This is a genomic window from Collinsella aerofaciens, from assembly GCF_028209395.1.
Taxonomy (GTDB): domain Bacteria; phylum Actinomycetota; class Coriobacteriia; order Coriobacteriales; family Coriobacteriaceae; genus Collinsella; species Collinsella aerofaciens_AZ.
Window position 1 is genome coordinate 148,285 of record NZ_JAQLDQ010000002.1, and the last position, 25,964, is coordinate 174,248.

30 protein-coding genes and 3 pseudogenes are annotated in these 25,964 nt (G+C 61.8%); 31 read left to right on the forward strand and 2 right to left on the reverse strand.

From position 1 onward, the window contains the following. Positions 1 to 16 precede the first annotated feature (16 nt). The 24 genes and pseudogenes from PMW67_RS01915 (at position 17) to rplX (ending at position 17,649) form a co-directional block, all read left to right on the forward strand. The gene (locus PMW67_RS01915) at positions 17 to 253 is read left to right on the forward strand and encodes an acyl carrier protein (RefSeq protein ID WP_006235019.1); all 237 of its coding nucleotides are present in this window, start codon (positions 17 to 19) and stop codon (positions 251 to 253) included. 2 nt (positions 254 to 255) lie between these two features. Then, positions 256 to 1,200 (forward strand): enoyl-[acyl-carrier-protein] reductase FabK, encoded by a 945-nt coding sequence (fabK, locus tag PMW67_RS01920; protein WP_117563768.1) that lies wholly within the window; start codon positions 256 to 258, stop codon positions 1,198 to 1,200. Next, positions 1,188 to 2,114 carry an ACP S-malonyltransferase gene (locus tag PMW67_RS01925; protein ID WP_117765066.1) on the forward strand — a complete coding sequence of 309 codons (927 nt, stop codon included), beginning with the start codon at positions 1,188 to 1,190 and terminating at the stop codon, positions 2,112 to 2,114. The genes fabK and PMW67_RS01925 overlap by 13 nt, the downstream gene beginning before the upstream one ends. Before the next feature lie 30 nt (positions 2,115 to 2,144). After that, positions 2,145 to 2,918, forward strand: a complete 774-nt coding sequence (fabG, locus tag PMW67_RS01930; RefSeq protein ID WP_089572490.1) for a 3-oxoacyl-[acyl-carrier-protein] reductase — start codon at positions 2,145 to 2,147, stop codon at positions 2,916 to 2,918. A gap of 39 nt (positions 2,919 to 2,957) precedes the next feature. Then, positions 2,958 to 4,205, forward strand: coding sequence for a beta-ketoacyl-ACP synthase II (gene fabF, locus PMW67_RS01935; RefSeq protein WP_271738611.1), 1,248 nt, complete (start codon positions 2,958 to 2,960; stop codon positions 4,203 to 4,205). 3 nt (positions 4,206 to 4,208) lie between these two features. Then, positions 4,209 to 4,682, forward strand: a complete 474-nt coding sequence (gene accB, locus PMW67_RS01940) for an acetyl-CoA carboxylase biotin carboxyl carrier protein (RefSeq protein ID WP_117839649.1) — start codon at positions 4,209 to 4,211, stop codon at positions 4,680 to 4,682. A gap of 9 nt (positions 4,683 to 4,691) precedes the next feature. Continuing rightward, positions 4,692 to 5,114: a 3-hydroxyacyl-ACP dehydratase FabZ gene (fabZ, locus tag PMW67_RS01945; protein WP_099432064.1), complete on the forward strand. Its 423-nt coding sequence runs from the start codon at positions 4,692 to 4,694 to the stop codon at positions 5,112 to 5,114. A 10-nt stretch (positions 5,115 to 5,124) separates the two neighbouring features. After that, positions 5,125 to 6,468: an acetyl-CoA carboxylase biotin carboxylase subunit gene (locus PMW67_RS01950; RefSeq protein ID WP_117647602.1), complete on the forward strand. Its 1,344-nt coding sequence runs from the start codon at positions 5,125 to 5,127 to the stop codon at positions 6,466 to 6,468. Beyond that, on the forward strand, positions 6,455 to 8,179 hold the full coding sequence (accD, locus tag PMW67_RS01955; protein WP_117839650.1) for an acetyl-CoA carboxylase, carboxyltransferase subunit beta: 1,725 nt from the start codon (positions 6,455 to 6,457) through the stop codon (positions 8,177 to 8,179). Before PMW67_RS01950 ends, accD begins: the two co-directional genes overlap by 14 nt. 40 nt (positions 8,180 to 8,219) lie before the next feature. Beyond that, on the forward strand, positions 8,220 to 9,434 hold the full coding sequence (locus tag PMW67_RS01960; RefSeq protein WP_271738612.1) for a PTS sugar transporter subunit IIC: 1,215 nt from the start codon (positions 8,220 to 8,222) through the stop codon (positions 9,432 to 9,434). 150 nt (positions 9,435 to 9,584) lie between these two features. Next, positions 9,585 to 10,739 carry a cation diffusion facilitator family transporter gene (locus tag PMW67_RS01965; RefSeq protein WP_271729395.1) on the forward strand — a complete coding sequence of 385 codons (1,155 nt, stop codon included), beginning with the start codon at positions 9,585 to 9,587 and terminating at the stop codon, positions 10,737 to 10,739. 39 nt (positions 10,740 to 10,778) lie between these two features. Beyond that, positions 10,779 to 11,405, forward strand: coding sequence for a histidine phosphatase family protein (locus PMW67_RS01970; RefSeq protein ID WP_117843487.1), 627 nt, complete (start codon positions 10,779 to 10,781; stop codon positions 11,403 to 11,405). A gap of 455 nt (positions 11,406 to 11,860) precedes the next feature. Continuing rightward, positions 11,861 to 12,481, forward strand: a complete 621-nt coding sequence (gene rplC, locus PMW67_RS01975; protein ID WP_035137484.1) for a 50S ribosomal protein L3 — start codon at positions 11,861 to 11,863, stop codon at positions 12,479 to 12,481. A gap of 46 nt (positions 12,482 to 12,527) precedes the next feature. Continuing rightward, entirely contained in the window at positions 12,528 to 13,154 is a 627-nt protein-coding gene (gene rplD / locus PMW67_RS01980; RefSeq protein ID WP_006235032.1) for a 50S ribosomal protein L4, read from the forward strand. Beyond that, positions 13,155 to 13,442 carry a 50S ribosomal protein L23 gene (gene rplW / locus PMW67_RS01985; protein WP_117647573.1) on the forward strand — a complete coding sequence of 96 codons (288 nt, stop codon included), beginning with the start codon at positions 13,155 to 13,157 and terminating at the stop codon, positions 13,440 to 13,442. Between the two features lie 179 nt (positions 13,443 to 13,621). Then, the gene (rplB, locus tag PMW67_RS01990; protein ID WP_055250219.1) at positions 13,622 to 14,452 is read left to right on the forward strand and encodes a 50S ribosomal protein L2; all 831 of its coding nucleotides are present in this window, start codon (positions 13,622 to 13,624) and stop codon (positions 14,450 to 14,452) included. Between the two features lie 32 nt (positions 14,453 to 14,484). Then, positions 14,485 to 14,745 carry a 30S ribosomal protein S19 gene (gene rpsS / locus PMW67_RS01995; RefSeq protein WP_006235035.1) on the forward strand — a complete coding sequence of 87 codons (261 nt, stop codon included), beginning with the start codon at positions 14,485 to 14,487 and terminating at the stop codon, positions 14,743 to 14,745. 14 nt (positions 14,746 to 14,759) lie between these two features. Beyond that, the gene (rplV, locus tag PMW67_RS02000) at positions 14,760 to 15,131 is read left to right on the forward strand and encodes a 50S ribosomal protein L22 (RefSeq protein WP_006235036.1); all 372 of its coding nucleotides are present in this window, start codon (positions 14,760 to 14,762) and stop codon (positions 15,129 to 15,131) included. 6 nt (positions 15,132 to 15,137) lie between these two features. After that, positions 15,138 to 15,848, forward strand: a complete 711-nt coding sequence (gene rpsC, locus PMW67_RS02005; RefSeq protein ID WP_006235037.1) for a 30S ribosomal protein S3 — start codon at positions 15,138 to 15,140, stop codon at positions 15,846 to 15,848. After that, a pseudogene (rplP, locus tag PMW67_RS02010) lies at positions 15,848 to 16,264 on the forward strand (50S ribosomal protein L16); the annotation flags it as partial. The gene rpsC and the pseudogene rplP, both read left to right, overlap by 1 nt. Positions 16,265 to 16,350: 86 nt before the next feature. Beyond that, positions 16,351 to 16,566: a 50S ribosomal protein L29 gene (gene rpmC, locus PMW67_RS02015; RefSeq protein WP_006235039.1), complete on the forward strand. Its 216-nt coding sequence runs from the start codon at positions 16,351 to 16,353 to the stop codon at positions 16,564 to 16,566. A 16-nt stretch (positions 16,567 to 16,582) separates the two neighbouring features. Beyond that, entirely contained in the window at positions 16,583 to 16,843 is a 261-nt protein-coding gene (rpsQ, locus tag PMW67_RS02020; RefSeq protein WP_006235040.1) for a 30S ribosomal protein S17, read from the forward strand. 118 nt (positions 16,844 to 16,961) lie between these two features. Continuing rightward, a complete protein-coding gene (rplN, locus tag PMW67_RS02025; protein ID WP_006235041.1) occupies positions 16,962 to 17,330 on the forward strand; it encodes a 50S ribosomal protein L14 in 369 nt (122 codons plus the stop codon). Positions 17,331 to 17,343: 13 nt separating this feature from the next. Continuing rightward, positions 17,344 to 17,649, forward strand: coding sequence for a 50S ribosomal protein L24 (gene rplX / locus PMW67_RS02030; RefSeq protein WP_006235043.1), 306 nt, complete (start codon positions 17,344 to 17,346; stop codon positions 17,647 to 17,649). Positions 17,650 to 18,416: 767 nt separating this feature from the next. On the opposite strand, the gene PMW67_RS02035 is transcribed toward rplX, so the two are convergent. Further along, on the reverse strand, positions 18,417 to 18,518 hold the full coding sequence (locus tag PMW67_RS02035) for an IS3 family transposase (protein ID WP_231501554.1): 102 nt from the start codon (positions 18,516 to 18,518) through the stop codon (positions 18,417 to 18,419). A 292-nt stretch (positions 18,519 to 18,810) separates the two neighbouring features. Beyond that, positions 18,811 to 18,918 (reverse strand): annotated as a pseudogene (locus PMW67_RS09750) (hypothetical protein); the annotation flags it as partial. Between PMW67_RS09750 and PMW67_RS09755 the strand changes: the two are divergent. From PMW67_RS09755 to PMW67_RS02070, 7 genes and pseudogenes are all read left to right on the forward strand, one after another. Then, positions 18,875 to 19,045 (forward strand): annotated as a pseudogene (locus PMW67_RS09755) (phosphorylase family protein); the annotation flags it as partial. The pseudogenes PMW67_RS09750 and PMW67_RS09755 overlap by 44 nt on opposite strands. A 373-nt stretch (positions 19,046 to 19,418) precedes the next feature. After that, complete coding sequence (locus PMW67_RS02045) at positions 19,419 to 22,160, forward strand: PRD domain-containing protein (RefSeq protein WP_117736585.1); 2,742 nt, start codon at positions 19,419 to 19,421, stop codon at positions 22,158 to 22,160. A gap of 123 nt (positions 22,161 to 22,283) precedes the next feature. Beyond that, a complete protein-coding gene (locus PMW67_RS02050) occupies positions 22,284 to 22,757 on the forward strand; it encodes a PTS sugar transporter subunit IIB (RefSeq protein WP_089572478.1) in 474 nt (157 codons plus the stop codon). 9 nt (positions 22,758 to 22,766) lie between these two features. Beyond that, positions 22,767 to 23,552 (forward strand): PTS mannose/fructose/sorbose/N-acetylgalactosamine transporter subunit IIC, encoded by a 786-nt coding sequence (locus tag PMW67_RS02055; RefSeq protein WP_089572477.1) that lies wholly within the window; start codon positions 22,767 to 22,769, stop codon positions 23,550 to 23,552. 2 nt (positions 23,553 to 23,554) lie between these two features. Next, positions 23,555 to 24,388 (forward strand): PTS system mannose/fructose/sorbose family transporter subunit IID, encoded by an 834-nt coding sequence (locus tag PMW67_RS02060; protein ID WP_117773430.1) that lies wholly within the window; start codon positions 23,555 to 23,557, stop codon positions 24,386 to 24,388. Between the two features lie 26 nt (positions 24,389 to 24,414). Next, positions 24,415 to 24,813 (forward strand): PTS sugar transporter subunit IIA, encoded by a 399-nt coding sequence (locus tag PMW67_RS02065; RefSeq protein ID WP_089572475.1) that lies wholly within the window; start codon positions 24,415 to 24,417, stop codon positions 24,811 to 24,813. A gap of 12 nt (positions 24,814 to 24,825) precedes the next feature. Beyond that, complete coding sequence (locus tag PMW67_RS02070) at positions 24,826 to 25,950, forward strand: glycoside hydrolase family 172 protein (protein ID WP_172676343.1); 1,125 nt, start codon at positions 24,826 to 24,828, stop codon at positions 25,948 to 25,950. Positions 25,951 to 25,964 lie beyond the last annotated feature (14 nt).

Genomic DNA, 25,964 nt, shown 5'->3' on the forward strand with positions numbered 1-25,964 from the left:
ACAAAGGAGAACTACCATGGCAGATCAGAAGACCTTCGAGCGCGTTTGCGATGTTATCCGCGAGACCGCCGGTCTTGACGACGTCGAGATGAAGCCCGAGTCCACGCTCGAGGAGATTGGTCTCGACAGTCTGGGCACCGTCGAGATCCTCGTCGCCGTTGAGGACGAGTTTGGCATCCAGCTCGATACCGAGGAGAACCCCAAGACGGTCGGCGAGTTCGCCGATACGGTCGAGGCGGCATTGGAGAAGTAGAGATGCTCAAGACTCCTCTCTGCGATCTGCTCGGCATCGAAAAGCCCGTGTTCCAGGGCGGTATGGCCTGGATCGCCGACGCCTCGCTGGCGTCCGCAGTGTCCGAGGCGGGCGGCTTAGGGATTATCGCGGCCATGAACGCCGACGCCAACTGGCTGCGCGACCAGATTCATGAGCTGCGCGCCAGGACGGATAAGCCCTTTGGCGTCAACGTCATGCTCATGAGCCCGTTTGCCGACGAGGTCGCGCGGGTCGTGATTGACGAGCGGGTGCCGGTCGTCGTGACGGGTGCCGGCAATCCCACCAAGTACATGAAGGCGTGGAACGAGGCGGGCATCAAGGTCATCCCGGTCGTTGCCTCGGTGGCGCTGGCGCGCCTCGTGGCGCGTCGTGGAGCCACTGCCGTGGTTGCCGAGGGTACCGAATCAGGCGGCCATATTGGCGAGACCTCGACGATGGCACTGGTGCCGCAGGTTGTCGATGCGGTCGATATTCCCGTGGTTGCGGCTGGCGGTATCGCTGATGGCCGCGGCGTGGCGGCCGCCTTTATGCTGGGCGCCGCCGGCGTGCAGGTGGGTACGCGCTTTCTGATCGCAGATGAGTGCACCGTATCGGAGCAGTACAAGGAGATGGTCCTGAAGGCCAACGACACCTCGACGCGTGCGACCGGCCGCTCGACGGGACACCCGGTGCGTGCCCTCAAGAGCCCCTTCACCAACGCCTACGCCAAGAGCGAGGCGGCGGGCGTAAGCGTCGAGGAGCTCGGGGCCATGGGCACGGGCGCCCTTCGCAAGGCCGCCAAGGACGGCAATTACGAAGAGGGCTCGTTTTTGTGTGGACAGATTGCCGGCATGGTCAACGAGCGCCAAAGCGCACGTGAAATCGTTGACGACCTGGTCGATGGCGCCGAGCACGTCCTGAAGGGTGCGTGCGCATGGGTGGCGTAGCGTTTCTGTTTGCCGGCCAGGGCGCCCAGCACCCCGCGATGGGCGTCGACCTGATCGAGGCATCGCCGGCGGCCGCCGAGGTGTTCGCCATTGCCGACGAGGTGCGCCCGGGGACCAGTGAGCAGTGCCGAAGCGCCTCCAAGGAGGAGCTCTCGCAGACCGAGAACACGCAGCCGTGCGTGTTCGTTCACGATCTGGCAGCGGCTGCCGCCCTGCGTGAGCGCGGCGTGGTACCTGCCGCCTGTGCGGGTTTTTCGCTTGGCGAGGTCGCCGCGCTCACCTTTGCGGGGGCGTTCGATACGCGAGCGGGCTTTGAGCTCGTGTGCGAGCGCGCGGCGCTGATGGCCGCGGCTGCCGAGCGCCATCCGGGCGGCATGCGCGCCGTCATCAAGCTCGATGCGGCGCAAGTCGAGAACCTGGCAAAACAGGCCGGCGAGGACTGCTGGCCGGTCAACTACAACAGTCCGCAGCAGACGGTTGTTGCCGGACCGCCCGAGGCGCTGCAGGAGCTCGACGTCCTAGTAAAAGAGGCTGGCGGCCGCGCTATGAAAGTCGCGGTGTCGGGCGCATTTCATAGCCCCTATATGGCCGAGGCGACTGAGGGGCTGGCGACGTATATCCAAGCCGGCCACGCGCCGTCACCGCTGCTGATTCCGGTCATGGCAAACATGACGGCGGCGCCCTATCCGGCGGACCCGCGAGCGGCATCGGATGTCTTGGCCAATCAGGTGAGTCATGCCGTTCGTTGGGTCGACACGCTGCATGCTCTGCAGAATCAGGGCATCGACACGTTTATTGAGGTCGGCCCTGGCAAAACGCTGTCGGGCCTGGCCAAGCGTACGCTGAGCGACGTTCGCGTGTATTCGTGCGAAACGGCCGAGCAGGTCGCAGCTATTGCCGACGAGCTCGCATAGTCCACAGGGCTGTAACCCGAAAGGAATGACATGGGCAACTTGAACAACGGCGCGCTCGAGCGCAACGACTCACGTCGCGTGGCACTGGTCACGGGCGGCTCGCGGGGTATCGGCCGCGCCTGCGCTGTCGGTCTGGCGGAGGACGGCTTTGATATCGCCGTCGTCTATGCCGGCAGCGTCGATGCGGCGCGCAAGACGTGCGAAGCCTGTGAGGCGGTTGGCGCCACGGCACGCGCATATCAATGCGACGTGGCCGATCCCGCTGCCGTCAACGCGTGCGTGGAAGCGGTCCTCAACGACTTTGGTTCCATTTGGGCGCTCGTCAACAACGCCGGCATCACCCGCGATGGCCTGCTCATGCGCATGGGCGATGACGCATTCGATCGCGTGCTCGATGTCAATCTCAAGGGAACATTCAATATGACGCGCGCGCTCACCAAGACCTTTATGCGCCAGCGCGGCGGTTGCGTCGTCAACATGAGCTCGGTCGTGGGCCTGATGGGCAATGCCGGGCAAGCCAACTACGCTGCTTCCAAGGCGGGCGTGATAGGGCTTACCAAGGCGGTGGCGCGCGAGCTTGCGCCTCGTGGCGTACGAGCGAACGCGGTCGCCCCCGGGTTTGTCGAGACAGATATGACGGCAAAGCTCTCGGAGAAGGTGCGTACGGCAACCGAGGAACAGATTCCCCTTAAGCGCATGGCGCGTCCCGAGGAAGTGGCCGGCGTGGTGCGCTTTTTAGCGAGCGATGCGGCTGCTTACATTACGGGCGAGGTCGTGCGCGTCGACGGCGGAATGGCGATGTAGAAACCAGGGCCGAAGAACGGCTTGGATGAGGAGACCATGATGGAACAGAGAGTTGCAATCACCGGCATCGGTGCCGTATCGCCGCTCGGCAACACCGCGCTTGCCACCTGGGCGGCCATGTGCGCCGGGACCTGTGGCATCGGCCCGATCACGCACTTCGATACCGATGCGTTTACCGTCAAGGTGGCGGCCGAAGTCAAGGGCTTTGACGGCAACGAGTACTTTGGCAAGCGTGACGCCAAGCATCTCGACCCCTGCGTTCAGTTTGCGATGGCGGCTTCGGACGAGGCAATGCACGATGCGGGCTTTGATGTCGAAGGCGCCATCGATCGTGAGCGTCTGGGCGTCTACGTGGGCTCGGGCGTGGGCGGCATGACGACGCTCGTCGACAACGTCCACATGATCGCCGATCGTGGACCTCGCCGCGCATCGCCCTATATGATTGCGATGATGATTCCCAACATGGCTTCGGGCAATATCGCGATCCGCCACAAGGCAAAGGGACCGACCCTGCCAGTCGTGACTGCTTGCGCGACCTCGGCCCATGCGGTGGGCGAGGCGTTCCGCGCCATCAAGCACGGCTATGCCGACGCGATCCTCGCGGGCGGCGCCGAGGCGGCCATTATCCCCGATGCCGTTGCAGGCTTTACGTCCTGCCGCGCATTGACCACCAACCCCGATCCTGCGACGGCTTGCCGCCCGTTCGATGCAGACCGCGACGGCTTTGTGATGGGCGAGGGCGCTTGCGTGCTGGTACTCGAGAGCATGGAACATGCGCAGGCGCGCGGTGCGCACATTTATGCCGAGGTCGTGGGCTACGGTAACACCGATGATGCTTATCACATCACGAGTCCCGATCCCGAGGCTGCCGGCATTGCCCGCGCGATATCGCTGGCGGTGGCCGAGGGCGACGTCAAGCCTTCCGAGGGCCTCTACATCAATGCCCACGGCACCTCGACCAAGCTTAATGATTCGTCCGAGACGGCGGGCATTAAGCGAGCGCTCGGCGAGGACGCGGCGCGCGCCGCACATGTCTCGTCGACCAAGTCGATGACGGGGCACATGATCGGTGCCACGGGGGCCATTGAGGTCATGGCCTGCGCCATGGCACTCGAGCAGGGCGTGGTGCCGCCGACCATTAACTACCACACGCCCGATTCCGCCTGCGATCTTGATTACACGCCCAATCGCGCGGTTCGCGCCGACCTTACCTGGGCGCTTTCGACCAACCTGGGCTTTGGCGGGCACAACGCCGCCATCGCGCTGCGTAGATATACGAGGAGCTAGAGCATGGATTCCAAAAGACTTGCCGAGATAGCCGATGTGATGGAGGACCGCGGCCTTACGCGCGTACGTGTTGAGGAGCCCGATGGCACCGCGGTCGAACTCGAGCGCGCGAGTGCCGCGCAGCCGGTTGCCGTGCCCATGCCTATGCCGAGCGCCATGGCCGCTCAAGTTGCAGCTCCCACAGTCGCGCCTGCCGCACCGGAGCCCGCCACGCAGACACCTGCCGCCGCGCCGGAGCCCAAGGGCACCGAGGTGACTGCTCCCATGGTGGGCGTCTTCTATGCTGCCCCTGCGCCGGGCGACGAGCCGTTTGTGCGCGTGGGCTCCAAGGTCAAGGCCGGCGAGACCCTCTGCATCATCGAGGCCATGAAGGTTCTCAACGAGGTGACGGCCGAGGCAGACGGTGAGGTGCTCGAGATCTGCGTGGCCGACGGCGACCTCGTGGAGTTTGGCAGCTGCCTCATGAGGATCGGATAGGTGATATCCATGAACAAAGAAGAGCTCAAGAAGCTGTTGCCGCATCGCGAGCCGATGCTTTTGCTCGACGAAGCCGAGCTGGTGGGCGACGAGGCCCACGGCAAGATCACGATTACAGGCGACGAGTACTTTTTGCAGGGACATTTTCCGGGAAACCCGGTCGTTCCCGGCGTGATTCAGTGCGAGATGCTCGCCCAGAACTGCTGCGTGCTGCTGATGGGCGATGAGGAGGCGCGCGGCGCGACGCCGTTCTACACGAGTCTGGACAAGGTGCGCTTTAAGCGTCCGGTGCGCCCGGGCGACACGGTGGATCTAGTGTGCTCCATCACGCGTGCGCGCGGGCCGTTCCGCTTTGCGACGGGTACTGCGAGCGTCAACGGTGAGGTTTGCTGCCGCGCCGATATGTCTTTTGCACTCATGCACGAAAGTTAAGGAAGGCTCCATGTTCGACAAAGTGCTCATCGCCAACCGCGGCGAAGTCGCGGTCCGTGTTATCCGCGCGTGCCGCGATATGGGCATCAAGACCGTCGCCGTTTATTCCACGGCCGATGCGGACGCGCTACACGTGCAACTTGCCGACGAGGCGTATTGCATCGGCGGCCCGCGTCTTGCCGAGAGCTACCTCAACGACGATGCCGTGCTCACCTGTGCCGTAAAGTCGGGAGCTAAGGCAATTCATCCCGGCTATGGCTTCTTTTCCGAGAAGGCGAGCTTCGTGCGCGACTGCGACAAGTTCGGTCTGGCGTTTGTCGGTCCTTCGGCCGAGGTGATCGACAGCATGGGCGACAAGGACGCCGCACGCCGAACGGCCGCTGCTGCGGGCGTGCCCATCGTGCCGGGCTGCGATTTGCTCAAAAGCCCCGAGGAAGCAACGGCCGAGGCCGAGCGCATCGGCTGCCCCGTGCTTATTAAGGCGCGCGCGGGCGGCGGCGGTCGCGGTATTCGCAAGGTCGAGCGCGTGGAAGATGCGGCAAAGGCGTTCATCGAGGCGCGTGCCGAGGGTGAGGCCGTTTTTGGCGACGGCGAGTGCTACATGGAGAAGTTCGTTGCGCCGGCGCATCACGTTGAGGTACAGATTATGGCCGATAAGCAGGGCCATGTGTTTTCGCTCGGCGAGCGCGAGTGCTCGGTGCAGCGCCGCAACCAAAAGCTGATCGAGGAGAGCCCCGCGCCGTGCCTCGACGGACGCGATGATATTCGTGCCCGTATGCACAAGGCCGCGCGCGACCTGGCTCGTGCCGTTGGCTATGAGGGCGCTGGCACCATCGAGTTTTTGTACTCAGATGACGGCAATTTCTACTTTATGGAAATGAACACGCGCTTGCAGGTGGAGCATCCGGTTACGGAGTTTGTGACCGATACCGACCTGGTTAAGTGGCAGCTGCGCGTGGCTGCCGGCCAGCCTCTGCCCTTTGAGCAGGAGGACGTACCGGTCCGCAACCACGCCATGGAGTGCCGCATCAATGCCGAAACGCCGGACTTTCTACCGTCATGTGGAACGGTCACCGCGTTGCGTGTGCCGGGTGGTCCGCGCGTGCGCTGGGATTCCGCCATGTTTACCGGAGCGAAAGTTCCGCCGTACTACGACTCCATGCTCGGCAAGCTCATCGTGTGCGCGCCCACGCGTGACGGTGCCATTCGCAAGATGCGCTCGGCCCTGGGCGAGCTCGTGATTGAGGGCGTGAGCGAAAATAGCGAGCTTCAGCTCGACGTGCTGGCAAACGACGAGTTTTTGTCGGGCATGTATCACACCGATCTGATGGGGCATCTCTATGCTGATGAATAGAAAAGCGAAGACGGTCAATGTCCTTGAGGGGCCGATAACCGAGTCGTGCGCCGAGTTCCCCGCGCGCCACGTGTTTGTCAAATGCCCGGAGTGCCGCCGTGTGATCGATGAGGCGCGCCTGCACGACAACCTCGAGGTCTGCCCTCGTTGCGGCAAACACTTTCGCGTGAGCGGTCGCGCGCGCATGCGCATGACGGTCGACGCGGGTACCTTTGAGGAATGGGATGCCAATCTGGCGTCGAAGGACTTCCTCTCGTTTCCCGGTTATGCCAACAAGCTTAAGAGCGTGAGCGAGCGTTCGGGCGAGCGCGATGCCGTTGTGTGCGGCAGGGGCAAAATCTGCGGCTGCGATACCGCGCTCTTCTTTATGGATGCCAACTTTATGATGGGCTCAATGGGCTCCGTGGTGGGCGAGAAGATCTGTCATGTCTTTGAGCGCGCGGCCGAGTTGGGGCTGCCGGTCGTTGGCTTTACCGTATCGGGCGGCGCCCGCATGCAGGAGGGCGTGACCTCGCTCATGCAGATGGCCAAGATTTCTGCGGCGGTTAGGCGCCACAGCGAGGCGGGCGGCCTGTATATCACGGTGCTCACCGATCCCACGACCGGAGGTGTAACCGCGAGCTTTGCCATGGAGGGCGACATTATCCTGGCCGAGCCCGATGCCCTGACGGCATTTGCCGGCCCGCGCGTGATCGAGCAGAACATGCACAAGCGTCTGCCCAAGGGATTCCAGCGTTCCGAGTTTTTGCTGGAGCACGGCTTTTGCGATGCCGTTGTTCCGCGTGGTGAGATTGCGCTCACGGTAGGCGAGCTGCTGGCGCTGCACGAAGGGCACGCGCCTGGTCTGGGGGCTCCGCATGAGATCGTGCATACGGGTCGTCGCGACAAAAAGCTGGGACACTTGTTTAAGCGCTCGGCCGCACCAAAAAGCGCGCTCGAAATCGTCAAACAGACTCGCTCGGCGAACCGCGCCACGGCAGGCGAGATGATCTCGTTGGGTCTCGACGGATTCGTAGAGCTGCACGGCGACCGCTACTTTGGCGACGATGCTGCCGTGGTGGGCGGCATCGGCTGGAAAGACGGGCGACCCGTGACGGTTATCGCCATCGAGCGCGGTACCACGACCAAAGAGCGCATGCGTCGCAACTTTGGTATGGCACATCCCGAGGGCTACCGCAAGGCACGTCGCCTGATGCACCAAGCCGAGAAATTTGGTCGGCCGGTTCTGTGCCTGGTTGATACTTCGGGCGCGTTTTGCGGCATCGGTGCCGAGGAGCGCGGCCAGGGCGAGGCGATTGCCCAGAATCTCATGGAGATGAGCGGCCTTAAGACGCCGATTGTCTCGGTGGTGACAGGCGAGGGCGGCTCTGGTGGCGCGCTGGCGCTGTCCGTGGCCGACCGCATCCTGATGCTCTCGAGCTCGGCCTATTCGGTCGTGAGCCCCGAGGCCTGTGCGTCGATCCTGTGGAAGGATACCGAGCGCGCGAATGAGGCCGCTGAGGCGCTTAAGCTCACGGCCCCCGATCTGTTGGCGCTCGGCATCATCGACGGCATTGTTGACGATAGGGGCCTGTCGCATGAGGAGATCGCCGGTGTCGTCATGTCCTCGGCATTTGATGCCTTCGATACGCTTGGGCAGCTCGACGACGCGACCCTCACAAACCTCCGCTACGAAAAGTACCGCGCAATCGGTCAGTACCGCACGATGTGACAAAGGGACAGTCCGCATGTCACATTGGGAAAGGCGTTCCATGTCACAAGTTTCTAACACCTCGTTTACAACGACGGTTTCATCAAACGCCATGGCCGTGGTGGACTATCTGTCCAAAAGCATGATGTCGGCGTTGCCGTTTATTGTCTGCGCGGCGCTGTTCCGCACCGTTGCCGTCATTATGGGCGAAGGCATGCTTGGTCTATGGCCTGCCGATTCCGAAATCTATCGCCTGTTTTACAGCTGGCTGTATAACGCTGGCTATTACTTTTTGCCCATCTATCTTGGTTGGGCCGCTGCCCGCCAGCTCGGTTGCTCGGAGCAGCTGGGCATGATGCTGGGCGGCGTATTGATTGTGCCCGATCTGCTTAAGCTCGTTGATGCCGCATCGACGACGGGGACATCGATGACTTTCGTGTATGATCTACTTCCCGCGCCGGTCAACGATTACACGACGACTGTTATTCCGGTTCTCATCTCGGTGCCCGTGCTATGGCAGGTGGAGCGTTTCTTTAAGCGCACTATCCCTCAGGCTGTGGCGTTTTCTTTTGTACCGTTTGCAACCATGCTTGTCATGGTTCCGGTGTCGCTGTGTGTTACGGCGCCGGCAGGCAGCTATCTGGGCATGCTGTTGGGACAGCTTATGTTTATGCTTGGCAATTCCGGTGGCATCGTGTCGCTGCTCACGCTCATGGGGCTTGCCGCGGGCTGGGAGTTTCTTAAGATCGCGGGTGTCAGCAACGTTGTCCTATCGCTCGCCTATGCGCAGTTTATGAGTGTGGGAACGGATTCGTGCATCCTGATCGCCGCGACGATGGCAACGTTCGCCGTTTGGGGTATGCCCTTTGGCGCGTCGCTCCGCGTTGCGGATAAGGACGAGAAGGCGCTCATGCTGGGCTATTCAATCTCGGGGATTCTTGGCGGCGTAAGCGAGCCAGCGCTGTACGGATGCGGCTTTAAATATGGCAGGTGTCTGACGTGCATGGCCGTTGGCGGCGCCGTCGGAGGCCTTGTTGCGGCCGTGGGCCACGTTACGGCTTATACCATCGGTATGACGAATGTCCTCATGGTCATTGGCTTTGCCACGGGCGGCATCTCGAATCTGCTGTGGTGCTGCGCTGCCGGCGGCGCAGCATTTGCGGTGTCTGCGGCGCTGAGCTGCTGTTTTGGCGTGGTGCCGACAAAGATGCAGGCGGCAGAAGACGCAGCTGATTCGCTCGAAACAGTGGCGAGCGCTGCTGAAGCAAGCGCATAAATCTGTGCGACAAAAGGACGATTCCTTTGTCATATTCCAAGGCTGCGGCCCGTGTGGGCTGCGGCCTTTTTGTATCTGGAGGACAAAGTGGCTACACTACAATCCGTTTGAGCAATAGATATATAGGTAGTACCGTGGGGACTGATGAGGATGGTCGAGTGGATTGTTCGTCGTGCGCAGGGCGACCGTGCGCGCGTGGGAACGTTGACGGGCATAGTGTGTATTCTCGCCAATGTTGCGCTTTGCGCTGCGAAGGGTGCAATTGGCGTGCTGTCGGGATCGGTTTCGATTGTGGCGGACGCCATGAACAACCTGTCCGATGCCAGCTCGAACATCGTGAGCGTGCTTGGCTTTAAGCTGGCGGGCAAGCCGGCCGACCCCGAGCATCCTTACGGACATGGCCGCTACGAGTATCTCTCGGGTCTGGTCGTGGCGGCGCTCGTGCTGCTGATTGGCGTTGAGCTGGTGAAGTCCTCGGTTGAGCGCATCATCCACCCCGAACCTGTCGAGTTCTCGCTTGCCCTGGTGGCAGTCTTGGTGCTTTCGATGATTGTTAAGCTCTGGATGGCGGCCCTCAACCAAAAGCTCGGCGATCGCATTGAGTCCGAGACGTTGCATGCGACCGCTCAGGACTCAAAGAACGATGTCCTAGCTACGGGTGCCGTGCTGGCGTGCGCAATTGTTTCGCAGGTGACGCACATCAATCTTGACGCATGGGTCGGCCTTGCCGTTGGCGCCTATATCGGCTGGAGCGGCTTTGAGCTCATCCAGGATACGGTGAGCCCGCTTTTGGGCCAGGCACCCGATCCAAAGCTGGTCAAGCACATTCGAGACAAGATCATGAGCTACCCCGGCGTTTTGGGCGTTCACGATTTGATGGTTCACGACTACGGCCCGGGCAGGAAGTTCGCAAGCGCTCACGCCGAGATGGCAGCCGAGGCCAGCCCGCTGGAAAGTCACGACACGCTCGATAACATCGAGCAGTCGTTTAGGGTCGAAGACGGCATGATCGTCACGCTCCATTACGATCCCATCGTGACCGACGATCCAAAGGTGGCGAGCATGCGTCTGCGCATCAACGCTATGGCTCAAGAGATTGATAGCCGCCTCTCGATCCACGACCTACGCTGTGTTCCGGGCCCCACGCATACCAACGTGATCTTTGACTGCGTACGTCCCTCGGATTTGGCGATGAGCGCCGAGGACCTGAAGCGCGCGCTGGCGAAACGGGTCGAATCGGAATATCCCAAGTCGGTCGCCAAGATCACGATCGACGAAGACTACGTAGGCCATACCCACGAGTAGGGCTGTGCCAGCAAAGCAAGTTATACAGAAGGGGAGAGCATGAAGCGTCTATATCTACTCCGCCACGGTCAGACAGAATTCAACGTTAAAAAGCTCGTCCAGGGCCGCTGCGATTCTCCGTTGACCGATCTGGGCCGCAAGCAAGCGGGAATGGCAGCCGCATGGCTCAAAGCCCACGGCGTCGTCCCCGACAAAGTGGTCTCTTCGCCCTTAGGCCGAGCCATGGACACGGCTCAGCTCGTCGCATGCGAGCTCCTCGGCCCGGACACAGCAGTCGAGCCCTGCGAAGGCATCATCGAGCGCAGCTACGGCACCTTCGAAGAAGGCCCCCACGACGCCCTACCCACCGACGTCTGGGACCCCGGCGAGGACCTGATCCCATTTGGCGGAGAAGGAAGCCATGCCCTGCAGGAGCGCATGGTGGGCACCCTCACCAATCTCATGGGCGCCGAGGGCATCGAAACCCTCCTAGCAGTAAGCCACGGCAGCGCCAGCCGCCAATTCATCAAGGCTGCAGCCCCAGAGGGCTTCGAGCTCCCAACAAAACTCCCCAACTGCGCCATTATGATTTTCGATTTTGATGAGGCGGAGCCACAAGTAGAGGGCGAGCCAATGCAATGCAAGTTCACCCTCCAGCAAATAGTGGACCCCCAACAAAGTCATTAGCCTGAGCGAGCAGAGTTAAGCAGACATCAACGTGTCGTCTCCCGAGCACGGCGGAGGGCCGGAGAAATATATTAAGGTCATCGCGAGTTCCGCACGCAAAGGAGAGCACTTAATGTGCTCTCCGTCGTGAGCAGGACTGTAGAGCAGCAACCTTAATATGTCTCAGGCCCGCCCCCTCCGCCGCACACTGGGAACGTGCCACGCACTTTACCTGCGTAAACAATGTGAGTGAAATATGAATCTCGATGGATACGCCCGCAGCCGTGTATACTAAACAGCTGTGTGAAACCAGGGGAGTATTCTGGCTGGACAAAATGCCTGCTTAATAGGGTTGTCAGGTAGTCCGGGCGAAATACAAGGCTGGGGAGCACGTCGTGTAAGTAGTGGTCCTCTAGGGGCGTACGCTCGGTGGTGTACGCATTGTCCCAAGACCACGCGAGAGTTGGGATCATATCTTGATCAGCATGATTCTCGGCCGCAAGATTGGCATGACCCAGGTTTGGGACGAGGACGACAACGTCGTTCCCGTCACGGTCATCCAGGCTGGCCCCTGCGCTGTCTCGCAGGTTAAAACTCAGGCAACCGACGGCTATGACGCCGTCCAGATCGGTTTCGGCGACATCAAGGCCAAGAACGTGAACAAGCCCATGGCTGGTCACTTCGCCAAGGCTGGCGTCGAGCCTGTCCGCTTCCTTCGTGAGGTCCGCGTCGAGAACGGCGAGGAGCACAAGGTCGGCGAGGTCGTCACCGTCGCTGATTTCGCTGATGTCGAGAAGGTCGACGTCATCGGTACCTCCAAGGGTAAGGGCTTCCAGGGTCGCATCAAGCGCTGGGGTCAGCGCCGCGGTCCTATGACGCATGGTTCTCACTTCCAGCGTCACCCCGGTTCTATCGGTCAGTGCGCCTATCCTGCGCGCGTCCTCAAGGGCGTCAAGATGGCCGGTCACATGGGTAACGAGCGCGTTACCGTCAAGAACCTTTCCGTTGTCCGCATCGATGCCGAGCAGAACCTCATCTTGGTCAAGGGCGCTGTCCCGGGTGCCAAGAATGGTCTCGTCGCCATCCGTATGGCCTAAGGGCCCAGCCCATTTAGCCCAGCGTCATACCAAGGAGAACACTTAAATGGCAAAGTTTGAAGTAAAGAACAGCGAGGGCAAGAAGGTCGCCGAGGCCGAGCTCGCCGCTGAGGTGTACGGCATCGAGCCGAACATCCACGTTATGCACCACATCGTCAAGTGCCAGATGGCCTCTTGGCGTCAGGGCACCCAGTCTGCTAAGGGTCGCTCTGAGGTTTCCGGTGGCGGCAAGAAGCCTTGGCGTCAGAAGGGCACCGGCCGTGCCCGCCAGGGTTCCATCCGTGCTGCCCAGTGGCGTCACGGTGGCGTTGTCTTCGCCCCCAAGCCCCGTTCCTACGCTAAGCGTATGAACAACAAGGAGGTCAAGCTGGCTATGCGCTCCGCGCTGTCCGCCAAGCTGGCCGATGGCGAGCTCGTGCTCGTCGACGACTACGGCTTCGAGAAGCCTTCCACCAAGGCTGCCGTCGCCATGCTCAAGGCTCTCGGCCTTGAGGGCAAGCGTCTGACCATCATCGTTCGCGATGAGGACGTCAACGCCTACCTGTCGTTCCGCAACATTCCCAAGACGTTCATCATCACTGCCGACGAGGCCAACACCTACGATCTCGTCAACAACAACGCTGTGCTGATGCCCGCCGACATCGCCGCTCACTTCGGGGAGGTGCTTGCATAAATGACCGCCCACGAGATCATCATCCGTCCGATCGTGTCCGAGCGTTCCTTCTCCGGCATGGAGCTGAACAAGTACACGTTCGAGGTCGCCAAGGATGCTAACAAGTATCAGATCAAGGACGCTGTCGAGGAGATCTTCGGCGTCAAGGTCGTTCGCGTGAACACCTTGACGGTCAAGCCCAAGATCAAGCGCGTGCGCTATGTCGCCGGCAAGACCCGTTCTTGGAAGAAGGCCATCGTCACGCTGGCCGAGGGCGACACCATCGAGGTCTTTGGCAACCAGGCCTAAGACTCGCTGCTGTTGAGTGAGCTCATGCCTCCCAAATAGGGGAGGCGAGAGCTCAAGGTTTCGGGCGTATAAAATGGACACGCCCGGAACCGTGTATACGTCCGGTGTCATCGCACCCGAGGCAGAACCTCGAATCCCTGTCTGCGATGGCTAACGGATTCCTATTGAAAGGGATTGTAATGGCTGTAAAGCACCTTAAGCCGACCTCCGCTGGTAGGCGTTGGCAGACGATCTCCGACTTCTCCGAGATCACCTGCACCAAGCCCGAGAAGTCCCTTCTCGAGCCCCTGCCCAAGAAGGCCGGTCGTAACAACAACGGCCGCATCACCACCCGCCACCAGGGCGGCGGCGTGAAGCGTCGTTACCGCGTGATCGACTTCAAGCGCAACAAGGACGGCGTGCCCGCCAAGGTTGCCACGATCGAGTACGATCCGAACCGTTCCGCTCGCATCGCTCTGCTGCACTACGCTGACGGTGAGAAGCGCTACATCCTGGCCCCCAAGGGCCTCGAGGTCGGTCAGACCATCATGTCCGGTTCTGACGCCGACATCAAGCCGGGCAACGCTCTGCCCCTCGCCGACATCCCCGTCGGTACGCTCATCCACGCCGTCGAGTTCCAGCCGGGCAAGGGCGCTGCTATCGCCCGTTCCGCCGGTAACTCCTGCCAGCTGATGGGTAAGGAAGGCAAGTACGCTATCGTCCGTATGCCTTCCTCCGAGATGCGCCGCATCCTCGTTACCTGCCGCGCCACCGTCGGTGAGGTCGGCAACGCCGATCACGCCAACATCGTCATCGGCAAGGCCGGCCGTAAGCGTCACATGAACGTGCGCCCGACCGTCCGCGGTACCGTCATGAACCCTGTCGACCACCCGCACGGCGGTGGCGAGGGCAAGAACCACACCTCTGGTCGTCCCTCTGTTACCCCCTGGGGTAAGCCGACGAAGGGCCTTCGTACGCGCAAGAAGAAGAAGGTCTCGAACCAGCACATCATTCGTCGCCGTAAGAAGTAATTTCGGATACCGAGTTTTAGGAGAAAGCACTTATGAGCAGAAGTCTCAAAAAGGGCCCGTTCGTGGAGACTCGCCTTCTCTCGCGTATCACCGCGATGAACGAGGCTGGCAAGAAGGACGTCGTGAAGACCTGGTCCCGCGCGTCCACCATCTTCCCCGAGATGGTTGGTCACACCATCGCCGTCCACGACGGCCGCAAGCATGTGCCCGTGTATGTTACCGAGTCCATGGTTGGTCACAAGCTCGGCGAGTTCGCGCCGACTCGTACGTTCCGTGGCCACAAGGCCAAATAGGGGGTTAACCGTAAATGGCAACTAAGTCTATTGAAACTGAGGCCACCGAGGTTCGCGCCGTCGCTAAGTACGTGCGTGTTTCCCCCAGCAAGGCCCGCCTGGTGGTCGATCTGATCCGCCGCAAGCCTGTCGCTCAGGCCTTCGACATCCTCCACTTCTGCGACCGCGCCGTCGCCGTGGATGTCGAGAAGGTTCTCCGTTCCGCCGTTGCGAACGCCGAGAACAACAACGGTCTGCGTGCCGACAACCTGGTTGTCGCCGCTGCCTATGTTGACGAGGGTCCGACGCTTAAGCGCATCCGTCCCCGCGCCAAGGGTTCCGCTTCTCGCATTCTGAAGCGTACTTCCCACATCACCGTCGTCGTTGCTCCTCGAAAGGAGGCGTAAAGCTGTATGGGTCAGAAAGTCTACCCCACCGGCTTCCGTCTTGGCATCACCGAGAACTGGCGCTCCCGCTGGTTCGCAGAGAAGGATTACGCTAAGACCCTCGGTAACGATCTCGAGATCCGCAAGTACCTCGAGAAGCGTCTTTCCCGCGCAGCTGTCTCCCGCGTCGAGATCGAGCGCGCTGGCGACAAGGTGAAGGTCATCATCCTCACCGCTCGCCCCGGCGTTGTCATCGGTAAGAAGGGTGCCGAGATCGATACCCTCCGCACCGAGCTCGAGAAGGTCGCTGGCGTCTCCAAGGGCCAGCTCTCCGTCGACGTTGTCGAGATCAAGCGCCCCGAGCTCGACGCCAACCTCGTTGCTCAGTCTATCGCCGAGCAGCTCGAGGGCCGCGTTGCCTTCCGTCGCGCTATGCGCAAGGCTGTCCAGTCCGCCCGCAAGGCCGGCGCTAAGGGCATCCGTATCCAGTGCTCCGGTCGTCTCGGCGGTGCCGAGATGGGCCGTCGTGAGTGGTACCGTGAGGGTCGCGTGCCTCTGCACACCCTCCGTGCCAAGATCGACTACGGCACGGCTGTCGCCAGCACCACCATGGGCGCTTGCGGCGTGAAGGTCTGGATCTACCTGGGCGAGAAGCTCCCGGGCCAGCCTGTTCCCAACCCTGCACTCGAGGGCTCTTCCCGTCCTCGTCGTCGTAACTCCGAGAGGAGGGGTCAGTAGTGCTTGCCCCTAAGCGTATTCTTCACCGCAAGGTGCAGCGTGGCTCCATGAAGGGCCAGGCCAAGGGTAATACCGAGCTGCATTTCGGCGAGTTTGGTATCCAGGCTCTCGAGGCCCATTGGATCACCAACCGTCAGATCGAGGCCGCTCGTATTGCCATGACCCGCTACATGAAGCGTGGCGGTCGTGTCTACATCACGATCTTCCCCGATAAGCCCATCACCAAGAAGCCTGCCGAGACTCGCATGGGTTCTGGTAAGGGTAACCCCGAGGAGTGGGTGGCCGTCGTCAAGCCCGGCCGCATCATGTTCGAGGTCAAGGGCGTGCCCGAGGAGGTCGCTCGCGAGGCTCTGCGTCTTGCACAGCACAAGCTTCCCATCAAGACCAAGATTGTTGCTGCCAAGAACGCTGAGCAGCGCATCGAGAAGGAGATGGCTGAGGAGGCCGCTCTCGAGGCCAAGTGGGCTGCTGAGGACGCCGCCGCCGCCAAGGAGGAGAACTAATGAAGCCCGCAGAGATTCGTGAGCTCTCGGACGCTCAGCTCGTTGAGAAGCTGAAGGAAATGCGCGCCGAGCTCTTTAACCTTCGTTTCCAGATGGCCACCAGCCAGCTGGACAACACCGCTCGCGTCAACACCGTGAAGAAGGACATCGCTCGCGTCCTCACGGAGCAGCGCGCCCGCGAGATCGCAGCGGAGAAGTCCGCTGTCGCCGAGTAGGACCTAAGGAGAGAACATGACTGATTCGCGTAACTCGCGTAAGGTCCGTACGGGTGTCGTTACCTCCGTCTCCGGTGCCAAGACCATCGTTGTCACCATCACCGAGCGCAAGCGTCACCCTAAGTACGGCAAGATGATGACCAGCTCCAAGAAGCTGCACGCTCACGACGAGGAGTGCACGGCTGGCGTGGGCGACACCGTCCGCGTTATGGAGACCCGTCCTATGTCCAAGATGAAGCGTTGGCGCCTCATCGAGGTCGTCGAGCGCGCTAAATAAGCAGTCGCTCTTACGACTTGTACGTTTCCGAAGATGTGCGTATGTCTGGCTTGCATACCACGGGCCGTATAAAGGCTGCGCACCTCTCTTCGGTTCTTAGTTCGGAGGAACATCTACCATGATTCAGATGCAAACCATGCTGAACGTCGCCGACAACTCCGGCGCTCGCAAGATTCGCTGCATCAAGGTGCTTGGCGGTTCCAAGCGTCGTTATGCAGGCATCGGCGATGTGTTCATCGGTGCTGTCCAGGAGGCTACCCCTGGCGCCAACGTCAAGAAGAAGGACGTTGTCCGTTGCGTCGTCGTTCGCACCGTTAAGGAGATCCGCCGCAAGGATGGCTCCTACATTCGCTTTGATGAGAACGCCTGCGTTGTCATCAACAACGATGGTTCGCCCGTCGGCACCCGTATCTTCGGGCCCGTCGCTCGCGAGCTTCGTGACAAGAAGTACATGAAGATCGTCTCGCTCGCTCCCGAGACCCTGTAGTTAGGGGAGATATATGTATATCAAGAAGGGCGATAAGGTCCAGGTTCTCTCTGGTAAGGATCGCGGCAAGCAGGGCGTTGTCCTGCGTGCTCTCCCCGCCGAGAACAAGGTCGTTGTCGAGGGCGTTTCGGTCGTCAAGAAGGCCGTCAAGCCCAACGCTGCCAACCAGCAGGGCGGCATCGTTTCGCAGGAGGCTCCCATCGACGCCTCCAACGTCAATCTCGTTTGCCCCGAGTGCGGTAAGGTTACCCGCGTCGGTCACGAGAAGGACGGCAAGAACAAGCTGCGCGTCTGCAAGAAGTGCGGCCACAAGTTCTAAGCTGCCCGCAACATCAAGTTGCTAGCAAAGGCCCGGATGCCATGGCACCCGGGCCTTTTTCTATCCCTACTCGATGGCTTCGGTTCTGCCGTCCTGTCATTCCGGTTGCATCCAGTTTTCGGTGCCGTCTCGAATCGAGTGCCGCCAGGTGACACCCTGTCGCGTTTCGTCGGCTTCGGGGACAAAAGTCGGGACAACTCCAAAAACTATTTTCGAACTCAGGGCTTTGAGTTTTTGTTTTTGTCCCAAAGGGCGCGGCGGGATGCCTTTGGAGGCTCGATAGCGCCGAAAACGCCCGTTTTGAAACTTAAATGCCTTTTCGCGTGCAAGCCGCCAGCTGCAATAGGAAGTGAATCAACGCAGGTGGCTTTCAAGCAGTTTGCAAAACTGCAGGTCGCAGGTCTTCATTGCCAGTAGGAGAAATGAGTAGTCTCAGGTGGCTTGCCCATGAGTTGACGAACGGGATTTGAGATTACGCTGACGTCCGGAAACGCTTCGAGCACGGCGTTACGTTTTTGGGGTTTGGGCGTAGCCCCTGCACCCGCGAGCGCGGGCCTTAAGCCCGCCGAGAGGGTGACGCGTCGAAAACGAAGGGGAAAGAGAGAAGGGGCCGTCCCTATCATTCAGGTTGCGACCGAAGAAGACAAGGAGACCCCCTGAGCCTGAATGATGCCCCACAGACCGCGTCCGACCGAGCTCAAGCCGAGCTTTTCCTGACGTCCGCCTTCGCGAAGATGATGGCTGGATTGGCTATGGATTGGCAACACTTATTTGGACGATTCCGGGAGGGACGGCCCCGCCTCCCTGAACTCGACCGGCGACATGTAGCCCAGCGTCGAGTGGATCCTGAAGTTGTTGTACCAGTGCACGTAATCCAAGAGCTTGGCTCGGAGCTCGCGCGTCCCTCCTCGGTCCTTCGGAGTGGCCGACGATCTCCCCGTTGCAGAGGTCGACGAGCAGGCAGACGTAGTTCCACGACGCCCCGACGCGCACGCAGACCAAGTCGCTGCATATATGGGTGCACGGCGCCCTGCCGCCGAAGCCGCGCGCGACGACGTTCGACACGTCGGCCTCGTTGACCGCCCCGGGGTGCACCTTGAACCTCTTCCTGCCGTATGCGCCGGCCAGGCCGTTCTCCCTCATGATGCGGCAGACGCGGCGCCGGCTGACGGTAACGCCCGACCTCCCGGGCGACGCCTTGATCTTGCGCGATCCGTTCCGGCCCTTGCTGGCGGCGTGCGCCGCCGCGGCCGCCGTCGCCCCCGACATTAAGGTCCTCAAGGGCCGCGTCGTCTCCGGCGACCAGTTCGTCTCGCCCGCGGAACAGAAGGAGCGAATCCTCGCGACCTTCGGCGACCTGTGCTGCGAGATGGAGGGCTGCACCATCGCGCAGGCCGCTTATCTCAACGGCGTGCCCCTCGTCGTCGTGCGCGCCATCAGCGACAAGCCCTGCGCCGAGGGCCGGGTCGTGACTACAACTCTTTCGAGAAGAAGGCCGCCTGCGACTGCGCCCGCATCGCCGCGCGCATGGTTAAGCTTTAGGCCCTGCGCGCCGGGGCCCTTCTTTATGTTGGGACCCCGGCGCGCCGGGGCCCTTTCCAAAGCGAAGTGTCGAGCCGAAGTGTTGAGCGTCGGCCCTGAATGTTCAATGGCCGTTGTTTTCTGCCCCTCAAGTGGTGGACTTTTCCTCGGAGCTGTTGATTCCCCCACGCGCCCCCTTCCGTTCTCTGTTCTCCCCTTATACTCCTTGTACGAGGAGGTAAGAAGTCATGGACAAGACCACACAGGACAGCTTGGCAAAGAAACCCGTCGACATGAGGGACAGGATTCTCGAGCATCTCGAGGCCCTCACCTCTGCCGTCTCGCTCGACGACCTTGCCCGTCTGTCCACCTCCGACATCGCCGAGACACTCATCATCTCCAGGAGCCTGGCGAGCCAGTACCTCAACGACCTTGTTCGCGCCGGTCTTGTGGTTAAGGTGGCGGGCAGGCCTGTCCGTTATTTTCATCGCCGCGCGTTCCAGAAGCGTTTTCAGGTAAAGCTCTCTGCAAGCGAGTACGCCTCGCTCGCCGACCTCATCCAGGCGACGGGAATCGCCGATCACCGCGACTTCGCGCGTGCCGTGGGCTTCGACATGAGCCTCAGCTCCGTTGTCGAGCAGTGCAAGGCTGCGGTTCAGTACCCTCCGTTTGGCCTGCCCATCCTCTTGAGCGGCGGCGTGGGTGTCGGTAAGTCTTTCCTTTCTCGCCTTGTGTACGAGTACGGCAAGAACCAGGGCTTGCTGTCCCGCGACTCCTCCTATGTGCGCATCGACTGCGCCGGGGTCCCGGACGCCGCCTCGTTCAACGGGCTTCTTGACGAGTCGATCGCGAAAGCGCGCGGGGGTGTGGTCTTTGTCAACGGCATCGAGGCACTCTCTCCCTCTGCGATGGAGCACTGCCTTGCGACGGCCCTCGGGCTCGATGCCTCCCAGGATGCGCCGCGCGCTCGCCTCGTTCTTTCGACGACGCTTTCCGCCGATGACCTGAAGGTTTCCTCGGCCTACAGCAAAATGCCCATCTGTGCCCGCGTCCCCTCACTCAAGGAGCGGACCCCCGAGGAGCGCGAGGATCTCATCTTGAGCTTCCTGCGCAGCGAGGGGTGCCGAATCGGTTCTGATGTGAAGATCAGCCGCGGCGCATACCGTTGCCTCGTGAACGCGGACTTTTCCGATAACATCGCCGGCTTGCGCGCCTGCGTGACGAACTGCTGCGCCAAAGCGTTCCTCAATCGCGAGGGCGACTACGTCGTCGTTCGCCCGTATCTTCTTCCCAGCGGGCTCCTCTCCTCCGCGCAGATCGATCAACAGCCCGACGATGGCGTTCTGATCGACGCGTCTCTGGATGCCGCCGAGAGCACAGGGCCGGTCGAGCAGGCGCTCGATGCCCTGTGCTCCCTCGATGAGCGATTCTGCGCCGGGGAGCTCTCTGTCTCCGAGCTTGTCTCGCAAGCTGTCTCCGCTGTGCGCGGCGTTGAGGATCACTTGATCTTCGACCACGGCGTCGCCTCCTCGAGGTCGCGCGCCTTCGAGCGCGTCGTGGGCGCGGTCCTTGCCGACGCAGGCTCTTCTTATGGCATCGAGCTTTCGAGGAAGGTCGCTTTTCTACTGGCCCAGGAGATTTGCCTGCAGTTGTGGCCGGGTATCGGCCTGGCTAAGCGAAAGTCTGCCTGTGCGGAGCAAATCTCCCATCTCCTCGGTGCCGTGACCTCCGAATTGCCGTTTGCCTCGAGTGTCTCCGATCAGGTCGCCGCAGACGTGGAAGGGGCGCTGGGAATCTCGCTCGATCACTTCACGAAGACGCTTCTGACGCTGTGCGTCGCATCGGAGTCTCGCGATGCGAAGGCCCTTCGGACGCTCTGCGTCATCTTGTCCCACGGCTACTCAACGGCGACGAGCATCGCCGACGCGGCGAACCGTATGCTCGGCATGCATGTGTACGAGGCTGTCGACATGCCCTACGACCAGCAGCTGAAGGACATCGTCGGTCCGCTCCAGCGCCTCGTCGACCGCCATTCCTACTGCACCGGGGTCGTGTTCCTCGTCGACATGGGCTCCTTGGAGGAGGCCTATAAGGCCCTCGAGAACGTTACCGACTCCACTATCGGCGTGGTGAACAACGTCTCTACCGGTCTTGCGCTCGAGATCGGGGTCGGGCTGCTCGGCGGCAAGTCCATCGCCGAGGTTCTTGGCGATGCGACCGCCGCGTGCGTGACGCACTGCAAGGTGATCGAGCGCGTCAACCGTGAGGACGCCATCGTCTTCTGCTCCGAGTCCGGGGTCGACGCCGCGGAGAGGATACGCCAGCTCGTCTCGCAGAGCCTCCCGCGCACCATAGGCGCGCGCCTGCTCACGAGGCCCTTCAAGCAGCTCGTCGCGAACGGGTCGAACGACGCCGTTTTCTCCGAGCACCGCGTCTGCGCCGTCATCGGCACGGGAGACCCCGGGGTCGCCTCCGTCCCCTTCGTCGCCCTCGAGGACATCATGTCGACGGCGTCCGCCTCTAAGGTTGATGCCGTGTTCGGCAGGTGGCTTGACGCTTCCGAGCTCTCTTCTTTCCACGAGAAGCTGCTCTCGAACATGACGCTGCAGAACGTCATCCGCTCCATCACCATCCTCGACCCGGAGCGGCTATTCCATGAGATCGAGAGCGCCGTGCACGAGCTTCAGCGCAGGACAGGCGAGAAGATCGGCAGCAACGCCATCATTGGGCTCTACGTTCACCTCTGCTGTCTCGTCGAGCGCCTTGTTACCAGAAACCCCATTGAGACCTACGTTGGCCAGGACCGCTTCGAGGAGGAACGCGCCGATTTCATCGAGTCCTTCAGGCAGAGCTTCTCGAGCATCTCGACGCGCTATCGCGTAGAGGTTCCCGTAAGCGAGATCGCATATGTCTTCGACTACATAAGCGTGAGCGCCGCCCCGGCGCGAGAAGAGCGCCTCGGCTCCTCGGACCTCCTGCTCGACGAGTGACCTTCCCCGCGCCGCCGCAAGCTGACCGCGCGTCCTCAATAATCCGATAACCCCTTGCCCGGCGCGAATCCGGATAGCGCCGAGGCAGTACCGAACGCAAAACTTCATTTGATAGGAGCAAACATGAGTGTTGTTATGGCACGAATCGACAATCGCCTGCTTCACGGCATCATCGTGACGCAGTGGGCCCCGGTGTCGGGCGCGACCCGAGTCATGGTCATCGACGACAAGGTCGCCGGCGACGAGGTCCTGAAGTCCACCATGAGGATGGCGCGCCCCGCGGGCATGGCCGTTTCGATCATCTCCGAGCAGACCGCGCTCAAGAACTTCGCCGCGGGCAAGTACGACCGCGAGAAGGTCTTCGTCATCGCCAAGGAGCCCGAGACGATGCTTCGCCTGGTCGAGTCGGGCGTCGAGCTCCCGTCGCTGGTCGTCGGCGGCTCGCTCGTCAAGGAGGACGGCATCCAGCTCACCCAGCGCGCCTACGCCTCCGCCGAGAACGTCCAGAGCTACAAGGCGCTCATCGCCCGTGGCGTCAAGGTGACGGCCCAGTTCGTGCCCGCCGACAAGCCCGTCTCCGTCGCAGACCTCATCTAAGGGGGAAATATGGTCAACTTCACTATCCTGCAGGTCGTCCTTTTGACCCTGCTGGCCTTCATCAAGCACGTGGACTACTACGGCATCCCGATGATCTTCGTCAATTACGCCGTTTTCTGGGGCCTCATCACCGGAGTCGTCATGGGCGACTGGAAGACCGGCCTTGTCATCGGCGGCACCATTCAGCTCATGCAGCTCGGCGTCGCGGGCTTCGGCGGCTCCTCCATTCCCGACTACGGCACGATGGCCATCATAGCCACCGCCTACGGCGTGACCCTGGGCTCCGACACGGGCCTCGCCATCGGCCTGCCGGTCGGCATGCTCGGCATCCAGCTCGACGTCGTCGCCAAGATCCTCAACGGCTTTGTCGTCGAGAAGTCCCAGAAGTTCTGCAACGAGGGTAAGTTCAATCAGATGAACGCCATCCTGTGGGTCTGCCCCGCGCTCTTCGGCCTGTGCGCCGCCCTGCCCGTCTTTGTCTCCGTGACGCTCGGCCAGCCCGCCGTCAACTGGCTCCTCGAGGTCATGCCCCAGTGGTTCCTCTCCGGCCTCACCCTCGCCGGCAAGATGCTCCCGGCCGTCGGTATCGCCATGCTGCTCCGCTACATGCCAACCGCCAAGTACTTCCAGTACCTGCTCGCCGGCTTCTTCCTCTCGGCCTTCCTGAACGTGCCCATCATCGGCGCCGCCATCGTCGGCGTTGCCCTCGCGATTGCGTTCTACCAGCGTGCCGAGAGGGACACCGAGCTCGCCGCCCACGCTTCCGCAGACGCCTTCATCGGAGAGGATGAGTAACCATGGAAAACGAGAACATCACCGCCGTCGCTGAGGGCAAGCCCTCCGGCTACAAGGTCACCAAGAAGGACCTGCGCAACGCGAACTGGCGCTGGCTCATGAGCGTGTGCACCTTCAACTACCAGACCCAGCAGGGCGCCTCAGTCGCTTACGCCCTCTCGCCGGTCCTGAGGAAGATCTACACGAACGACGAGGACTATAAGCAAGCGCTCAACAACCACTTCCGCTACTACAACACCCAGCCTTGGCTCGCCGCCATCATCCTTGGCGCCTGCGTGGCCATGGAGGAGCGCGACGGCCTAGCGGCGGCGGACGCCGTCCAAGACCTGAAGATCGGCACCATGGGACCGCTCGCCGGCGTCGGCGACTCCCTGCTCATGACCATGATCCCGACCATCATGGGCTCCATCGCCGCCTACATGGCCATCGAGGGCAACCCCGTGGGAGCCGGCATCTGGTTCGCGCTCATCCTGGCCATCTTCTGGGTCCGCATGCACGCCCTCGAGTTCGGCTACAAGCAGGGCGTGAAGCTCGTCACCGACTTCAGCGAGAAGCTTCCCAACCTCACTGCCGCCGCCTCCGTGCTCGGCCTCACCGTGGTCGGCTGCCTCATCGCCTCGGTCATCGGCGTCACCTGCCCGATTAGCTTCAGCTTCGGCGAAGTCGCGATGGAGATTCAGCCGCTGCTCGACAAGATCCTGCCTGCCATGATCCCCGCCGCCATCACGGGAAGCGCGTATTACCTTCTTACCAAGAAGAACGCGAGCATGACGGCCCTCATCCTCGTGGTGATCGTCCTCGCGATGGTCGCCTCCGCCGCCGGCATCCTCGCCTAGCTTCGACCCAAGAGATTGGTGAATCAATGAGAAAGATAGTTGTGGCGAGCCATTCCCTTCTCGCCCAGGGCTTCAAGGACACCCTCGAGTTCCTTACGGGTAAGGGCGACGCCGTCAACGCCGTGTGCGCCTACGTGAACGACAACGGCGAGGGGCTCGACGCGGCGGTCGAGGCGGCTCTTTCGGGCACTGACGAGGTCGTCGTCCTCACCGACGCGTACGGCGGCAGCGTGAACCAGCGCTTTTCCCGCTTCGCCTCCGACCGGATCCACGTGATCGCGGGTGTCAACCTCCCGCTCGCCATGACGGTCGCGCTCGCGCGCCCCGACGAGAAACTCGACTTCGACGCCCTCGTCAACGAGGCGCGCCAGCAGATCATCTACGTGAACGGTGCCAGTTCCGCCGAGTGCGACGACGACGAATAGAGGAGGTCGACGATGAGAGAGTTCCTTAAGGACGTGTGGATGCACGGCGGTGAGGAAAGCCGCGCCATCACCCCCGAGAACATCACGGGCGAGAAGGGCCGCGCCGCCATGTCGGCCAGCCACCTCGGCGTCGGCCGCAAGGGCTCGTGCTGCGTGCCCCTTGAGTCCGGCGAGACCATCACGCTCGCGGACATCGAGGGACCCGGCATCATCCGCCACATCTGGATGACCGTCCCCGACAAGACCGCCGCCGGCAGCTTCGTCATGCGTGACCTCGTGCTGCGCTTCTACTGGGACGACGAGGAGACCCCCTCGGTCGAGTGCCCTGTCGGCGACTTCTTCTGCAACGGCTTCGGTGAGCGCGCCATCGTCAACTCGATGCCCATCTGCGTGAACCCGACGGGCGGCATGAACTGCTACTTCGAGATGCCCTTCAGGAAGCACGCCAAGGTCACGCTTACGAGCGAGCACCCCGGGTTCATTAAGTACATCTTCTACACGTTCAACTACGCGCTCACCGACGTGCCGGACGACGCCATGTACTTCCACGCCCGCTTTAACCGCGAGCGCAGCACCCGCAGGGGCGTCGACTACACCGTGCTCGACGGCGTGCGCGGCAAGGGCTACTACGTCGGCACCTACATGGCCCTGTGCGCCCTGGAGCGCTATTGGTGGGGCGAGGGCGAGATGAAGTTCTTCCTCGACGGCGACGAGGAGTTCCCCACGGTCACCTCGACGGGAGCCGAGGACTACTTCGGCGGTGCCTGGGCCTTCCTCGACAGGCCGCCCCACGCGCTGCCCGAGGCGCAGTGCTTCAACACGCTGTTCGCCGGCTACCCGTACCGCTCGACGCGCGACGCCACGCGCGACCGCTTCAGCGCGGGCAAGCCGAACCCGAATCCGATGCTCGCGACTAACGACGACGCGCTGCCCAGGCACGGCCTCTACAGGTGGCACCTTCCCGACCCGATCTCGTTCAAGGAGGACCTGCGCGTGACGTTCCAGGACCTCGGCAACGACGACATCAAGCTCTACGAGCGCGAGGACGACATCTCCACCGTCGCCTACTGGTACCAAAGCGAGCCGCACGCCGTGCTCGCCCCGTTTGCCGCAAGGCAGGACCGCGTGCCCAGGTAGGGTCGCCTCGAAAC

Excerpts from the sequence above, each read along its gene's own strand:
- fabZ (WP_099432064.1), top strand. The coding sequence starts at position 4,692 with ATGAACAAAGAAGAGCTCAAGAAGCTGTTGCCGCATCGCGAGCCGATG.
- PMW67_RS02045 (WP_117736585.1), top strand. The coding sequence starts at position 19,419 with ATGGACAAGACCACACAGGACAGCTTGGCAAAGAAACCCGTCGACATG.
- PMW67_RS02055 (WP_089572477.1), top strand. The coding sequence starts at position 22,767 with ATGGTCAACTTCACTATCCTGCAGGTCGTCCTTTTGACCCTGCTGGCC.
- PMW67_RS02050 (WP_089572478.1), top strand. The coding sequence starts at position 22,284 with ATGAGTGTTGTTATGGCACGAATCGACAATCGCCTGCTTCACGGCATC.
- PMW67_RS01950 (WP_117647602.1), top strand. The coding sequence starts at position 5,125 with ATGTTCGACAAAGTGCTCATCGCCAACCGCGGCGAAGTCGCGGTCCGT.
- rpsQ (WP_006235040.1), top strand. The coding sequence starts at position 16,583 with ATGACTGATTCGCGTAACTCGCGTAAGGTCCGTACGGGTGTCGTTACC.
- rplW (WP_117647573.1), top strand. The coding sequence starts at position 13,155 with ATGACCGCCCACGAGATCATCATCCGTCCGATCGTGTCCGAGCGTTCC.
- fabK (WP_117563768.1), top strand. The coding sequence starts at position 256 with ATGCTCAAGACTCCTCTCTGCGATCTGCTCGGCATCGAAAAGCCCGTG.
- fabF (WP_271738611.1), top strand. The coding sequence starts at position 2,958 with ATGGAACAGAGAGTTGCAATCACCGGCATCGGTGCCGTATCGCCGCTC.
- PMW67_RS02070 (WP_172676343.1), top strand. The coding sequence starts at position 24,826 with ATGAGAGAGTTCCTTAAGGACGTGTGGATGCACGGCGGTGAGGAAAGC.
- rpsC (WP_006235037.1), top strand. The coding sequence starts at position 15,138 with ATGGGTCAGAAAGTCTACCCCACCGGCTTCCGTCTTGGCATCACCGAG.
- PMW67_RS02065 (WP_089572475.1), top strand. The coding sequence starts at position 24,415 with ATGAGAAAGATAGTTGTGGCGAGCCATTCCCTTCTCGCCCAGGGCTTC.
- PMW67_RS01970 (WP_117843487.1), top strand. The coding sequence starts at position 10,779 with ATGAAGCGTCTATATCTACTCCGCCACGGTCAGACAGAATTCAACGTT.
- PMW67_RS01915 (WP_006235019.1), top strand. The coding sequence starts at position 17 with ATGGCAGATCAGAAGACCTTCGAGCGCGTTTGCGATGTTATCCGCGAG.
- rplN (WP_006235041.1), top strand. The coding sequence starts at position 16,962 with ATGATTCAGATGCAAACCATGCTGAACGTCGCCGACAACTCCGGCGCT.
- fabG (WP_089572490.1), top strand. The coding sequence starts at position 2,145 with ATGGGCAACTTGAACAACGGCGCGCTCGAGCGCAACGACTCACGTCGC.
- PMW67_RS01965 (WP_271729395.1), top strand. The coding sequence starts at position 9,585 with ATGGTCGAGTGGATTGTTCGTCGTGCGCAGGGCGACCGTGCGCGCGTG.
- accB (WP_117839649.1), top strand. The coding sequence starts at position 4,209 with ATGGATTCCAAAAGACTTGCCGAGATAGCCGATGTGATGGAGGACCGC.
- rplX (WP_006235043.1), top strand. The coding sequence starts at position 17,344 with ATGTATATCAAGAAGGGCGATAAGGTCCAGGTTCTCTCTGGTAAGGAT.
- PMW67_RS01925 (WP_117765066.1), top strand. The coding sequence starts at position 1,188 with ATGGGTGGCGTAGCGTTTCTGTTTGCCGGCCAGGGCGCCCAGCACCCC.
- rplV (WP_006235036.1), top strand. The coding sequence starts at position 14,760 with ATGGCAACTAAGTCTATTGAAACTGAGGCCACCGAGGTTCGCGCCGTC.
- rplD (WP_006235032.1), top strand. The coding sequence starts at position 12,528 with ATGGCAAAGTTTGAAGTAAAGAACAGCGAGGGCAAGAAGGTCGCCGAG.
- rpsS (WP_006235035.1), top strand. The coding sequence starts at position 14,485 with ATGAGCAGAAGTCTCAAAAAGGGCCCGTTCGTGGAGACTCGCCTTCTC.
- PMW67_RS02060 (WP_117773430.1), top strand. The coding sequence starts at position 23,555 with ATGGAAAACGAGAACATCACCGCCGTCGCTGAGGGCAAGCCCTCCGGC.
- rpmC (WP_006235039.1), top strand. The coding sequence starts at position 16,351 with ATGAAGCCCGCAGAGATTCGTGAGCTCTCGGACGCTCAGCTCGTTGAG.
- PMW67_RS01960 (WP_271738612.1), top strand. The coding sequence starts at position 8,220 with ATGTCACAAGTTTCTAACACCTCGTTTACAACGACGGTTTCATCAAAC.
- rplB (WP_055250219.1), top strand. The coding sequence starts at position 13,622 with ATGGCTGTAAAGCACCTTAAGCCGACCTCCGCTGGTAGGCGTTGGCAG.
- accD (WP_117839650.1), top strand. The coding sequence starts at position 6,455 with ATGCTGATGAATAGAAAAGCGAAGACGGTCAATGTCCTTGAGGGGCCG.